A 12689-nucleotide genomic window follows, 5' to 3' on the forward strand; every position below is an offset into this window, starting at 1 on the left:
CCATGCCGACACAAACCGCCACCGTCAACGAGACCGCCGCCGCCCGGGCCTGGGCCGGCCAGCGCGTGCTGGTGGTGGAGGACAGCGCGGTGCAGCGCGGCTACCTGGTCGGCCTGCTGCGCCAGCTCGGCTTCGGCGACATCCTGGAGGCGGGCGACGGCAACGAAGCCTTGCAGATGCTGGAGCGGCAGGACGGCGAGCCGATGTTCCTGGTGCTGACCGACCTCGAAATGCCGGGCATGGACGGCATCGAGCTGACCTGCCAGCTGCGCGACCGTCGGCTGGCGCAAAACCTGATCGTGGTCAGCGCGCGCGATCCGCGGCTGCTGGAGATCATCGAGAACATGAGCTTTGACGATGCCTGCCTGGACCTGCTGGGCACCTTGCTCAAGCCGGTGCAGCTGGACGCGCTGACGCAGTTGCTGGAGCGCGCCGGGCGTGCGGTGGCCGCCAAGCCGGCCTGCGCGCAGCCGGATCAGCCGCTGCTCGACGAACTGGCGCAGGCGCTGGCGCGCGGCGAATTCCTGCCTTACTACCAGCCCAAGATCGCCATGCAGAGCGGCCAGCTGAAGGGCATGGAAGCGCTGGCGCGCTGGCGCCATCCGGTGCGCGGCCTGCTGGCGCCGGCGCATTTCATCGATGCGCTGGAAGGCACGCCGCTGATGGAGGACTTCACGCTGGCGATGGTCGGCCAGGTGCTGGCGCAGCTGGAGGAATGGCAGCGGCACGGCCTGCCGCCGCTGACGGTGTCGATCAACCTGTCGGCCGACAACCTGGCCGAGCGCAGCTTCATCGACCGGCTGACGGCGCTGGTGATGGCCTCCTCGGTGAAGCCGGCCACGCTGGTGTGGGAAGTCACCGAGACCAGCGTGATGCGCCAGCTGTCGCAGGCGCTGACCAATATGGGCCGCCTGCGGCTGATGGGCTTCGGCCTGGCGATGGACGATTTCGGCATCGGCTATTCGTCGATGCAGCAGTTCGCGCGTTGCCCGTTCACCGAACTGAAGATCGACCGCGCCTTCGTCAACGGCGCGTCGCAGCGGGCCAACCGCCACGTGGTGTTGAAGAGCGCGCTGGACCTGGGCCAGAGCCTGGGCGTGGCCACCGTGGCGGAGGGGGTGGAGACGATCGAGGACTGGAAGCTGCTGCGCGAGCTGGGCTGCGACATGGCGCAGGGCTATCTGCTGGCCAGGCCGATGCCGGCGGAGGATCTGGTCGGGTGGATGAGGCAGGACCGGCGCCGCTTGCGGGCGCTGGCGGTGGACGAGCAGGGCCAGGGCGCGGCATCGCGTCCTGATTAAATATATCTAAAAAAACGGCCTAACTGGAGAGCTATTATGTTTGCAACGATTACAGTCAGGACCAAGATTTTGACGCTGCTGGGCGTCGCAGTGCTGGCACTGCTGGTGGTGGTGATCATTTCCTTCATGGGTTTGAAAAAGGAAGGCGAGATGCTGCGCGAGATAGGCGTGGTGCGCCTGCCGTCGGTGCAGGCGCTGATGGCGATGAACGAGGCCAAGACGGCGCTGCGCTCGTCGGCGCGCGCCGTCGATGCGCTGGCCAACTATCCCGACCAGGCCGACGAGCTGCCGCATGAGCTGAAGCGGCAGGGCGAGATCATGGCGCAGTTCGAGAAAGCCTGGAAAATCTACGAGCCGCTGCCGCAGACGGTCGAGGAAGAAAAGGTGTGGAAGCAGTTCATCAAGGAGTGGGACGACTGGAAGCAGAAGAACACCATGTTCACCGATCAGCTGTCGAAACTGATACGTACCGACAAGGACAAGCGCAAGGAGGAATTCGTCGAGCTGCACAAGGTGCTGCTGGCCAACCGCGACGCCTTCCACGCGATTGAGAACAGCCTGGGCAAGCTGGTGCAGATCAACGTCGACGTCGGCAACGACTCGGTCAAGGAGGCCGAGATCGCGTCGTCGCGCGCCCAGACCCAGATGTACACGGCGTCCGCCATTTCGCTGGCGCTGCTGGTTTCGCTGGGCTTGTTGATATTGACGGGCATCCTGCGCCAGCTGGGCGGCGACCCGAGCTACGCCGCCGAGATCGTGCGCCAGGTGGCCGACGGCGATTTGAGCGCCGACGTCGAGCTGAAGTCCGGCGACAGCACCAGCCTGCTGGCGGCGATGAAGGGCATGATCGAGAAGCTGTCGCACGTGGTGCAGGAAGTGAACAACGGCGCCGAGGCGCTGGCCAGCGCTTCGGAAGAGGTCAGCGCCACCGCGCAGTCGCTGTCGCAGGCGGCCAGCGAGCAGGCCGCCGGCACCGAGCAGACCAGCGCCTCGGTCGAGCAGATGACGGCGTCGATTTCGCAGAACACGGAGAACGCCAAGGTCACCGACGGTATCGCCAGCAAGGCGGCGCTGGAGGCGGCCGAGGGCGGCGAGGCGGTGCGTTCGACGGTGGCGGCGATGCAGCAGATCGCCAAGAAGATCAGCATCATCGACGACATCGCCTACCAGACCAACCTGCTGGCGCTGAACGCGGCGATCGAGGCGGCGCGCGCGGGCGAGCATGGCAAGGGCTTCGCGGTGGTGGCGGCCGAGGTGCGCAAGCTGGCCGAGCGCAGCCAGGTGGCGGCGCAGGAAATCGAGCAGGTGGCGTCGAGCAGCGTGGAGCTGGCCGAGAAGGCGGGCCGGCTGCTGGACGAGATGGTGCCCAACATCCGCCGCACCTCCAACCTGGTGCAGGAGATCACGGCGGCGTCGGAAGAGCAGTCGGCCGGCGTCGGCCAGATCAATTCGGCCGTCACGCAGCTGAGCCAGACCACGCAGCAGAACGCGTCGAGTTCGGAGGAGCTGGCCGCCACCGCCGAGGAGATGAGCGGCCAGGCCGAGCAGCTGCAGCAGACCATGTCCTTCTTCAAGCTGGCCGGCTATGGCGCCAGCACGCGCAGCGTGCGCGCGGTGGCGCCGGTGCGCGTGGCACGGGCCAAGCCGAAAGCCGGCGCCACGGCCGGCAACCGCCGCATGGCGGAAATGAGCGATCCAGACGAAAGCAATTTCACTAAATTCTAAGCGAGGCCGGCATGAATACCTTGAGCGTAGCGGAGCCGCGGCAACTGGCGGCGGGTCCAGCGCAATATCTCAGCTTCATGCTGGGACCGGACATGTTCGCCATCGGCATCCTGGCGGTGCGCGAGATACTCGAGTACGCCGGTGTCACGCCGGTGCCGCAGATGCCGGCCTGTATCAGCGGCGTGATCAACCTGCGCGGCACGGCGGTGCCGGTGCTGGATCTGGCGCGGCGGCTGGAACGGGCGCCGTCGCCGATCGGCAAGCGCACCTGCATCATCGTGGTCGAAGTGGACAGCGACGACGGCCCCTTCGTGATCGGCATCCTGGTCGACGCCGTCAACGCGGTGCTGGATATTCCGGCCGCCGATGTCGAGCCGGCGCCCAGCTTCGGCGCCCAAGTGCGCGCCGAGCTGCTGCAGGGCATAGGCAAGGTCAACGGCCGCTTCGTGCTGCTGCTGAACGTGCAGCACGTGGTATCGGCCAGCGAGATCGCCGCGCTGTCGGCCGGCGGGGCCTTGCCACAGAATTCATAGCGCCACTCTTCAGGAGACTGATATGTTTGCACAGATAACCGTCAGGACCAAGATCCTGACGCTGATCGCGATCTCCGTGCTGGCGTTGTTGATGGTGATGGCGATCGCTTTCCAGGGGCTGAAAAAAGAAAGCGAGATGCTGGCCGAAATCGGCAAGAACCGCATGCCTTCGGTGAAGGCGCTGATGGCGATCAACGAGGGCAAGACCGGCATCCGCTCGGCCAACCGCGCGGCCGAGGTGGTCGCCGCCTATCCCGAAGATACGGCGGAAATCGCGCAGCAGATCAAGCGTCGCACCGAGATCTTCGCCGAGATCGACAGCGCCTGGAAAGTCTACGAGCCGCTGCCGCAGAGCACCGATGAAGCCGCGCTGTGGAAGACCTTTGTCAAGCAGTGGGACGCCTGGCGCCTGAAGGACGCGGAGTTCGGCGGCCTGCTGAGCCAGATCCGCGGCGCCGATCTGGCACGGCGCAAGGAGCTGTTCGTTGAGCTGCACCGCAACCAGGCCGACAACCGCCCCGTCTTCCGCGAGGTCGAGGCCAGTCTCGACAAGCTGGTCGAGTTGAACGTCAAATACGGCGACGACTCCGTGCAGGAGGCGGATGCGGCGTCGTCCAGCGCGCTGACCAGCATGTATGTGGCGTCCGGCGTGGCGCTGGCGCTGCTGGTGGCGATCGGCCTGCTGATCCTGAGCGGCATCATGCGCCAGCTGGGCGGCGATCCGGGCTATGCGGCCCGGATCGTGCGCCAGGTGGCCGACGGCGACCTGAGCGCCGACGTCGAACTGAAGTCCGGCGACAGCACCAGCCTGCTGGCGGCGATGAAGGGCATGATCGAGAAGCTGTCGCACGTGGTGCAGGAAGTGAACAACGGCGCCGAGTCGCTGGCCAGCGCTTCGGAAGAGGTCAGCGCGACGGCGCAGTCGCTGTCGCAGGCGGCCAGCGAGCAGGCCGCCGGCACCGAGCAGACCAGCGCCTCGGTCGAGCAGATGACGGCGTCGATTTCGCAGAACACCGAGAACGCCAAGGTCACCGACGGCATCGCCAGCAAGGCGGCGCTGGAGGCGGCCGAGGGCGGCGAGGCGGTGCGCTCGACGGTGGCGGCGATGCAGCAGATCGCCAAGAAGATCAGCATCATCGACGACATCGCCTACCAGACCAACCTGCTGGCGCTGAACGCGGCGATCGAGGCGGCGCGCGCGGGCGAGCACGGCAAGGGCTTCGCGGTGGTGGCGGCCGAGGTGCGCAAGCTGGCCGAGCGCAGCCAGGTGGCGGCGCAGGAAATCGAGCAGGTGGCGTCGAGCAGCGTGGAGCTGGCCGAGAAAGCGGGCCGGCTGCTGGACGAGATGGTGCCCAACATCCGCCGCACCTCCAACCTGGTGCAGGAGATCACGGCGGCGTCGGAAGAGCAGTCGGCCGGCGTCGGCCAGATCAATTCGGCGGTCACGCAGCTGAGCCAGACCACGCAGCAGAACGCGTCGAGTTCGGAGGAGCTGGCCGCCACCGCCGAGGAGATGAGCGGCCAGGCCGAGCAGCTGCAGCAGGCGATGTCCTTCTTCAAGCTTGCCGGTGTGTCACGCAGCGTGCGCGCGGTGGCGCCGGTGCGCATGGCGCCGCGGGCCACGCCGAAAGCCGGCGCCATGGCCGGCAGCCGCCGCATGGCCGAAATGAGCGATCCGGGCGAGATGAACTTCATCAAGTTCTGAGTCCCGGCGCGTGTGGCGTGGATCGTACGCCACAGCGTGAGTATTGGTTAGATTTGGTGCTGCGGATTGGTTCACAATGGCTAGTGGCTACACGTTACCTCGGAGAAACCCCTCATGTTCAAGCAGATGAAAATGGAAACCCGGCTGCATGCCGGTTTTGGCGGCATCGTATTGCTGGTGATATTGCTGGGCGTAATAGCCTTCGCCAAGCTGACTTCTCTGCACGAGCACTGGAACGAGTTCGAGACCGTGACCCTGGCGCGCAAGAACGCCGTGCTGGAAGGCGTGACGGCGCAAGGCCTGGCGGTGCACCACTTCAAGAATTACATCCTGCGCGGCGGCGACTACAACAGCAAGTTCCGCGCCGACCTGGCCACCATCGAGCAGCATATGGCCGGTTACAAGAGCGCCGGCAGCGTCACCGCCGAGGAGCAGGCGCTGTTGAACGAGGTGGCGGTGAGCACCAAGGCCTATGGCGACAGCATGACCCAGCTGGAGGCCATGCACGAGAAGGGGATGACCCCGGTGGAGATGGACAAGTCGATCAAGGGCGCCGACGAAGCCATCGCTAGCGCCTTCCGCAAACTGCTCAAGGTCAACGCCAGCGAAACCCAGGCTGAATCGACGGCGATGACCGAGGTGACCAACTCCGCCAAGCAGATGATATTGGCGGTCGACGTCTGCATCGCCATCCTCGGCTGCGTGCTGGCGGTGTGGCTGGCGCGCAGCCTGTCGGGCATCGTGCGCGAGGTGCAGTCGGTGGTCGCCAGCCTGGCCGGCGCCTCGCAGGAAGTCAGCGCCACCGCGCAGTCGCTGTCGCAGGCGTCCAGCGAGCAGGCCGCCGGCGTCGAGGAAACCAGCGCCTCGATCGAGCAGATGACGGCGTCGATCGCGCAGAATACGGAAAACGCCAAGGTCACCGACGGCATCGCCACCCAGGCGGCGGTGGACGCGACGCGCGGCGGCGAGGTGGTGAAGGCGACGGCGGCGGCGATGAAGCAGATCGCCAGCAAGATCAGCATCATCGACGACATCGCCTATCAAACCAATTTGCTGGCGCTGAACGCGGCGATCGAGGCGGCGCGCGCGCATGAACACGGCAAGGGCTTCGCGGTGGTGGCGGCCGAGGTGCGCAAGCTGGCCGAACGCAGCCAGGTGGCGGCGCAGGAAATCAGCAAGGTGGCGTCGGACAGCGTGGAGCTGGCCGAGCAGGCCGGCCAGATGTTCGACGCGCTGGTGCCCAACATCCGCAAGACGTCGGACCTGGTGCAGGAAATCACGGCGGCGTCGGAGGAGCAGAGTTCCGGCGTACGGCAGATCAACAGCGCGGTGATCCAGCTGAGCGAGACCACGCAGCTCAACGCGGCCAGCTCGGAGGAACTGGCCGCGACGTCGGAAGAGATGAGCGCCCAGGCCGAGCAGCTGGGCGCCCTGATGGCGGTGTTCAAGCAGTACGCGGTCGACGAGGCCCCGCGCGGCACGCGCTCGACGCGTCCGACGATGCTGCGGCCGGGCGTCGCCTCGGCGCGCGCCGCCCGCCCGCGCAACCTCGGCCTGGTCGCCGACGGTTCGCCGGACGAGACCAAGTTCACCCGGTTCTAGGCTGGCGGCGGGGCGCTAGGCGAGCAGGGCGACTTGATGCAAGCCCGGCCGCAGCCCCTGCCGCGGCGCCTGCGCGGCCGGCGTCAGCTGGAACACGCTGACGGTGCCGAGCAGGCTGGCGGCCTGCTCCTGCAGCGATTGCGCGGCGGCGGCCGCCTCCTCCACCAGCGCGGCGTTCTGCTGCGTGACTTCATCCATTTGCGCGACGGCCTGGTTGATCTGGTCGATGCCCAGCGTCTGTTCGCGGCTGGCGTCGCTGATCTCGGCCATGATGCCGCTGACGCGCTCCACGCTGGCGACGATGTCGGACATGGTGGCGCCGGCCTGCCGCACCAGGCGGCTGCCGGCATCGACCTTCTCCAGCGAATCGCCGATCAGCGCCTTGACCTGGCGCGCCGCGTCGGCGCTGCGCTGGGCCAGGCTGCGCACCTCGGTGGCCACCACGGCAAAGCCGCGTCCCTGCTCGCCGGCGCGCGCCGCCTCGACCGCCGCGTTCAGCGCCAGGATATTGGTCTGGAACGCGATGCCGTCGATGACACCGATGATGTCGACGATCCTGTCGGAGCTGTGCTTGATGTCGTCCATGGTGCTGACCACCTGGCCGACCACGCCGCCGCCCTGCGCCGCCACGTCCGACGCGGATGCCGCCAGTTCGTTGGCGCGGCGCGCGTTGTCGGCGTTTTGCCGCACGGTGGCGGTCAGCTGTTCCATCGAGGAGGCGGTTTCCTCCAGCGAGGCGGCCTGCTGCTCGGTGCGCGCGGACAGGTCCAGGTTGCCGGCTGCGATCTGGCTGGACGCGGTGGCGATGCTGTCGGTGCCGCTGCGCACCTGGCCGACGATGCCCACCAGGTCCTGGTTCATGGTGCGCAGCGCCTGCAGCAGCTGGCCGGTTTCGTCGTTGCTGCGCACGGCGATGTCGCGGGTCAGGTCGCCGGCGGCGACGCTGCGCGCCACGCTGACGGCGTGCGCCAGCGGCCGCGTGATGGCGCGCACCAGCCACCAGCCGATGCCGCCCGCGAGCAGCAGGCCGAGCGCGATGACGCCGGTGGCCAGCGCGCGCCGCACGCCGTAGTTGTCCTGCGATTGCTGATACTCGGCCTTGGCGACGTCGAGCTGCAGCGCGATCAGGTCGTTGAGCGGCGCGCGCAGGCTGTCGTACATGGGCAGCATGGTGCCGCGCACCAGCTGGTCGGCCAGTTCCGGCTGGCCGTGCTCCAGCGCCGCCAGCGTGGTGGCGATGGCCTGCGTCTCGAAAGCGGCGCGGCGCGCCACGAACAGCGCGGCCAGTTCCTTTTCGCGCGGCGTCAGGTAGGTGGCCGCGTAGGCGGTCCAGTTGTCGCGCTCGCGCTGCAGCGTCTCGCGGATCGCCGCCAGCTGCGGCGGCGCGCCGGCCTTGGCGGCCAGCGCGATCTGCAATTGCGCCCGCACCAGCGAGCGCGCCACTTGGTCGAGCTGGCCCAGCGCGACCAGGCGGTCGTCGTACACGGTCTTCAGCGAAGCGTTGACCTGCGCCATGCCAGACAGGCCGTAGACGCCGATGGCGACAAGCTGCAGCGACAGCAAGGCGAGAACAAAAATCAAACGGGCGCGGATGCTGAGATTGCGTAGCATGGTTTCCTTCAAAGGCTAATTTCCAGTTGGAAATAAATGCCTGAGTGTAGGACCGGCCCTATCGACAGGATATTAACTAGTGACTGACTTCAGCAAAAAATTTGCGGCATCAAGGCTTGACGAACTTGAGCGTCATGCGGTCGCTCTCGCCGATGGCCTGGTATTTGGCGCGGTCTTCATCCTTGTTGGCGTAGGTCGGCGGCAGCGCCCACACGCCGCCCTTGTGGTCGGCGTTGTCCTTGGGATTGGCGTTGATTTCCGACTTGGCCGCCAGCTTGAAGCCGGCCGCTTCGGCCAGGCCGATCACGTATTTCTCGTGCATGTAGCCGGAGCTGGCGTCGGCGTCCTGGGTTTTGCCTGCCGGCAGGCGGTGCTCTTCCACGCCGAGTATGCCGCCCTGCTTCAGGCTGGTGTAGAGGCTGGCGAACAGCGTCTTCATATTGTCGGGCCCGGTTTCCATCCAGTTGTGGACGTTGCGGAAGGTGACCACCATGTCGACGCTGCCGGCCGGCGCGAACTCGTACTTGCGCGGCGGCGAGAACACGCCCAGCGCCACCTTGTTGTAGACGGCCGGATTGGCGTTCAGGCGCGCCATGAAGCGCTCGGCCGCCTTGCGCTCGTTGGCGTCGGGCGAGGCCAGGTCGTTGCCGCCGGTGATCAGCTTGCCGTGGTCGCGCAGGTAGGGCGCCAGGATCTCGGTGTACCAGCCGCCGCCCGGCGCCAGCTCCACCACCGTCATGGTCGGCTTGATGCCGAAGAAGGCCAGCGTCTCGTACGGATGGCGGTAGACGTCGCGCGCGACGTTGGCCGGCGTGCGCGACGGCGCGGCGATGGCGGCCTTCAGCGCGGCGTCTTCGGCGGCGACAGCGGCGCCGGCGCCAAGCAGCATGGTGGTAGCCAGGGCGGCCAGTATGGTTCGTTTCATGCAAAGTCTCCTGAAGGTTCGTGGGCTCGGGGCGACGCGGGGACGGTCGCCCTGCCGGATCATCTGTCAAGCTTGCAGGGAGGTCAAGCTAATTGGCTGCGGACACCTGCCGGACACTTTGCGGACACTTGCCGGACAGATGAGCGGACACTTCGATCCGTTTCGCTCCGCTTTGGTCTTGCATATCAGTCACTTGCATAATGATTTCGGTGGCACGTATTTTGCTCTTATTGCCTCTTCGGGCGGCTGGCCCGCAATCCTGTTGGAGATACTATGGAACGACGTGCATTCCTCAATGTGAGTAGTCTGGCGCTGGGCACGATGCTGCTGCCCGCCTTCGGCCGCGCGATCGCGGCGGAAGAGTTGTTGAAGCCGGTCGCCCTGCAGTTCAAGAAAATGCTGGCCGATACCGCGATGACGGCGGCGACCCAGGCCGGCGCCTCCTATTGCGACGTGCGCGTGGGCCGCTACCTGAACCAGTTCATCACCACCCGCGACCTGAACGTTGAGAACGTCACCAACACGGAATCGGCCGGTGTCGGCGTGCGCGTGATCGCCGGCGGCGCCTACGGCTTTGCCGCCACCAACGACATGACGCCGGACGGCGTGGCCGGCGCCGCGCGCCAGGCGGTCGCCATCGCCAAGGCCAACGCCAAGCTGCAGACCGAGCCGGTGATCCTGGCGCCGGTCAAGGGCGTCGGCGAAGTGGCGTGGGCCACGCCCATCGTCAAGGACTGGCGCACCGTCGCCATCAAGGAGAAGGCCGAACTGCTGATCGCCGCCAACAAGGCCGGCATGGAAGGCGGCGCCAGCTTCATGCAATCGCTGCTGTTCCAGGTCAACCAGCAGAAGTACTTCGCCTCCACCGACGGCTCCTACATCGACCAGGACGTGCACCGCTTGTGGATGCCGGTGTTCGCCACCGCCGTCGACCAGAAGACCAACAAGTTCCGCTCGCGCCAGGGCCTGTCGTCGCCGGTCGGCATGGGCTATGAATACCTCGACGCCCGCCCCGAGCACAAGATCAAGGCCGCCGGCGGCGTGACCACGCTGTACACCAAGTCCTACGACCTGATCGAGGATGCGCGCGCGGCCGGCAAGCAGGCCAAGCAAAAGCTGACCGCCAAGTCGGTCGAGCCGGGCAAGTACGACCTGGTGCTGTCGCCGGAACACCTGTGGCTGACCATCCACGAATCGGTCGGCCACCCGACCGAACTCGATCGCGTGCTGGGCTACGAGGCCAACTACGCCGGCACCAGCTTCGCCACGCTGGACAAATGGCAGAGCAAGAAGTTCAAGTACGGCTCCGACCTGGTCAACATCGTCGCCGACAAGACCACCCCGGGTTCGCTGGCCAACGTCGGCTACGACGACGAGGGTGTCAAGTGCAAGCGCTGGGACATCATCAAGGACGGCATCCTGGTCAACTACCAGGCCACGCGCGACCAGGCGCACATCATCGGCGAGAAGGAATCGCACGGCTGCTCGTACGCGGACAACTGGGCCAACGTGCAGTTCCAGCGCATGCCCAACGTCTCGCTGCAGGCGGGCAAGAAGAAGATGACGCCGGACGAAATGGTCAAGGACGTCAAGAAGGGCATCTACATCGTCGGCGACGGCTCCTTCTCGATCGACCAGCAGCGCTACAACTTCCAGTTCGGCGGCCAGCTGTTCTACGAAATCAAGAACGGCAAGATCGGCGCCATGCTGGAAGACGTGGCCTATCAGTCGAACACCCAGGAGTTCTGGAATGCCTGCGTCGGCATCTGCGACGAGCGCGATTGGCGCATGGGCGGTTCCTTCTTTGACGGCAAAGGCCAGCCGCCGCAAGTGTCCGTGGTATCGCACGGCGCTTCGACGACGCGCTTCAACGGCATCAACGTCATCAACACCGCGCGCAAGATCGCCTAAGCCCTGGAGACCACGAGATGAAGAATTTGAGTCAAGAAGAAGCAAAACGTATCTGCGACAAGGTGCTGTCCTATTCCAAGGGCGATCAGTGCGAAGTGAACATCACCGGCAGCCGCAAGGGCAATATCCGCTATGCGCGCAACGCCGTGTCGACCGCCGGCCTGATCGAGGACATGCAGCTGGCGGTGTCGGTCGCCTTCGGCAAGAAGCAGGGCGTCGCCACCATCAACGAGTTTGACGACAAGTCGCTGGAAAAGGCCGTGCGCCGCGCCGAGGACCTGGCGCGCCTGGCGCCGGAAAACCCGGAGTTCATGCCGACGCCGACCAAGCAGGAATACAAGGCCAGCGACACCTTCTCGCAGAAGACCGCCGACATCGATCCTGAATTCCGCGCGCAGGTGGCGGCCTACAGCATCGAGAACAGCAAAAAGAACAAGCTGGTGGCGGCGGGCTTCTTCACCGACAGCTCGCAGTTCACCGCCATCGCCAACTCGAACGGCGTGTTCGGCTTCCAGCGCGACACGGGCCTGGACTTCACCGTCACCGTGCGCACCGAAGACGGCCGCGGTTCCGGCTGGGCCAAGCGCAGCGTCGGCGACGTCAGCAAGTTCGACCCGCGCGAAGCGTCCAACGTGGCGATTGAAAAAGCGCTGCGCTCGGTGGACGCCAAGGCGCTGGAACCGGGCCGCTACACCGTGATCCTGGAGCCGGCGGCGACCTCGGACGTCCTGGCCTATATGTTCAACGGCTTCGACGCGCGCCAGGCCGACGAGGGCCGCAGCTTCCTGTCGAAGAAGGGCGGCGGCAACCGCATGGGCGAGAAGCTGTTCGACGAGCAGGTCAACGTCTGGACCGACCCGTGGGACAAGGACGTCGCCGTGCTGCCGTGGGATGCGCAAAACATGCTGGCGCGCGAACGCCAGGACATCATCAAGGGCGGCAAGATCGCCAACCTGGACTACTCGATGTACTGGGCCAAGAAGCAGGGCAAGCGCGCCATCGGCTCGCCGGGCAACATCATCATGGCCGGCACCAACAAGTCGACCGAGGAGCTGATCGCCAATACCAAGAAGGGCGTGCTGGTCACCCGCACCTGGTACATCCGCATGGTCGATCCGCAATCGGTGCTGCTAACCGGCCTGACCCGCGACGGCACGTTCTACATCGAGAACGGCAAGATCAAGCATCCGATCAAGAACTTCCGCTTCAACGAAAGCCCGGTGACGATGTTGAACAACATCGAGGAACTGGGCAAGCCGGAGATCCTGTCGGGCGACGAGTCGCAGTACCAGCTGCTGATCCCGGCGATGCGGGTGCGCGACTTTAACTTCACGTCGCTGTCAGACGCGGTGTAAAGTAACCCCCGTCGTTCCCGC

General features: G+C 66.0%; 8 protein-coding genes and 1 pseudogene. 7 read left to right on the forward strand and 2 right to left on the reverse strand.

Going from position 1 to position 12689, the window contains the following annotated elements; all coding sequences use genetic code 11:
* Positions 1–2: 2 nt before the first annotated feature.
* The 5 genes and pseudogenes from ACSQ3S_RS03590 to ACSQ3S_RS03610 form a co-directional block, all read left to right on the forward strand.
* Positions 3–1301 carry an EAL domain-containing response regulator gene (locus tag ACSQ3S_RS03590; protein ID WP_436141600.1) on the forward strand — a complete coding sequence of 433 codons (1299 nt, stop codon included), beginning with the start codon at positions 3–5 and terminating at the stop codon, positions 1299–1301.
* Between the two features lie 36 nt (positions 1302–1337).
* Entirely contained in the window at positions 1338–3026 is a 1689-nt protein-coding gene (locus tag ACSQ3S_RS03595; RefSeq protein WP_436141601.1) for a methyl-accepting chemotaxis protein, read from the forward strand.
* Between the two features lie 11 nt (positions 3027–3037).
* A complete protein-coding gene (locus ACSQ3S_RS03600) occupies positions 3038–3559 on the forward strand; it encodes a chemotaxis protein CheW (protein ID WP_176655946.1) in 522 nt (173 codons plus the stop codon).
* A 22-nt stretch (positions 3560–3581) separates the two neighbouring features.
* Entirely contained in the window at positions 3582–5264 is a 1683-nt protein-coding gene (locus tag ACSQ3S_RS03605; RefSeq protein WP_436141602.1) for a methyl-accepting chemotaxis protein, read from the forward strand.
* Positions 5265–6035: 771 nt separating this feature from the next.
* Positions 6036–6866 (forward strand): annotated as a pseudogene (locus ACSQ3S_RS03610) (methyl-accepting chemotaxis protein); the annotation flags it as partial.
* A gap of 15 nt (positions 6867–6881) precedes the next feature.
* On the opposite strand, the gene ACSQ3S_RS03615 reads toward ACSQ3S_RS03610, so the two are convergent.
* Together ACSQ3S_RS03615 and ACSQ3S_RS03620 are read right to left on the reverse strand one after the other, a co-directional pair.
* Positions 6882–8477, reverse strand: a complete 1596-nt coding sequence (locus tag ACSQ3S_RS03615; protein WP_436141603.1) for a methyl-accepting chemotaxis protein — start codon at positions 8475–8477, stop codon at positions 6882–6884.
* A gap of 109 nt (positions 8478–8586) precedes the next feature.
* Positions 8587–9402, reverse strand: coding sequence for a class I SAM-dependent methyltransferase (locus ACSQ3S_RS03620; protein WP_436141604.1), 816 nt, complete (start codon positions 9400–9402; stop codon positions 8587–8589).
* 273 nt (positions 9403–9675) lie between these two features.
* Here ACSQ3S_RS03620 and ACSQ3S_RS03625 point away from each other — a divergent pair, with 273 nt between their 5' ends.
* Both ACSQ3S_RS03625 and ACSQ3S_RS03630 read left to right on the forward strand, forming a co-directional pair.
* Positions 9676–11313 carry a TldD/PmbA family protein gene (locus ACSQ3S_RS03625; protein ID WP_353404788.1) on the forward strand — a complete coding sequence of 546 codons (1638 nt, stop codon included), beginning with the start codon at positions 9676–9678 and terminating at the stop codon, positions 11311–11313.
* A 17-nt stretch (positions 11314–11330) separates the two neighbouring features.
* Positions 11331–12668, forward strand: coding sequence for a TldD/PmbA family protein (locus ACSQ3S_RS03630; RefSeq protein WP_353404789.1), 1338 nt, complete (start codon positions 11331–11333; stop codon positions 12666–12668).
* Positions 12669–12689 lie beyond the last annotated feature (21 nt).

Origin of the sequence: Duganella sp. LjRoot269 (assembly GCF_964254095.1) — a bacterium.
In the GTDB taxonomy this organism is placed as follows: Bacteria; Pseudomonadota; Gammaproteobacteria; order Burkholderiales; family Burkholderiaceae_D; genus Rugamonas; species Rugamonas hordei.

Coding starts and splice junctions, on each gene's coding strand:
- ACSQ3S_RS03620 (WP_436141604.1), bottom strand. CDS start 9,402: ATGAAACGAACCATACTGGCCGCCCTGGCTACCACCATGCTGCTTGGC.
- ACSQ3S_RS03595 (WP_436141601.1), top strand. CDS start 1,338: ATGTTTGCAACGATTACAGTCAGGACCAAGATTTTGACGCTGCTGGGC.
- ACSQ3S_RS03615 (WP_436141603.1), bottom strand. CDS start 8,477: ATGCTACGCAATCTCAGCATCCGCGCCCGTTTGATTTTTGTTCTCGCC.
- ACSQ3S_RS03600 (WP_176655946.1), top strand. CDS start 3,038: ATGAATACCTTGAGCGTAGCGGAGCCGCGGCAACTGGCGGCGGGTCCA.
- ACSQ3S_RS03625 (WP_353404788.1), top strand. CDS start 9,676: ATGGAACGACGTGCATTCCTCAATGTGAGTAGTCTGGCGCTGGGCACG.
- ACSQ3S_RS03590 (WP_436141600.1), top strand. CDS start 3: ATGCCGACACAAACCGCCACCGTCAACGAGACCGCCGCCGCCCGGGCC.
- ACSQ3S_RS03630 (WP_353404789.1), top strand. CDS start 11,331: ATGAAGAATTTGAGTCAAGAAGAAGCAAAACGTATCTGCGACAAGGTG.
- ACSQ3S_RS03605 (WP_436141602.1), top strand. CDS start 3,582: ATGTTTGCACAGATAACCGTCAGGACCAAGATCCTGACGCTGATCGCG.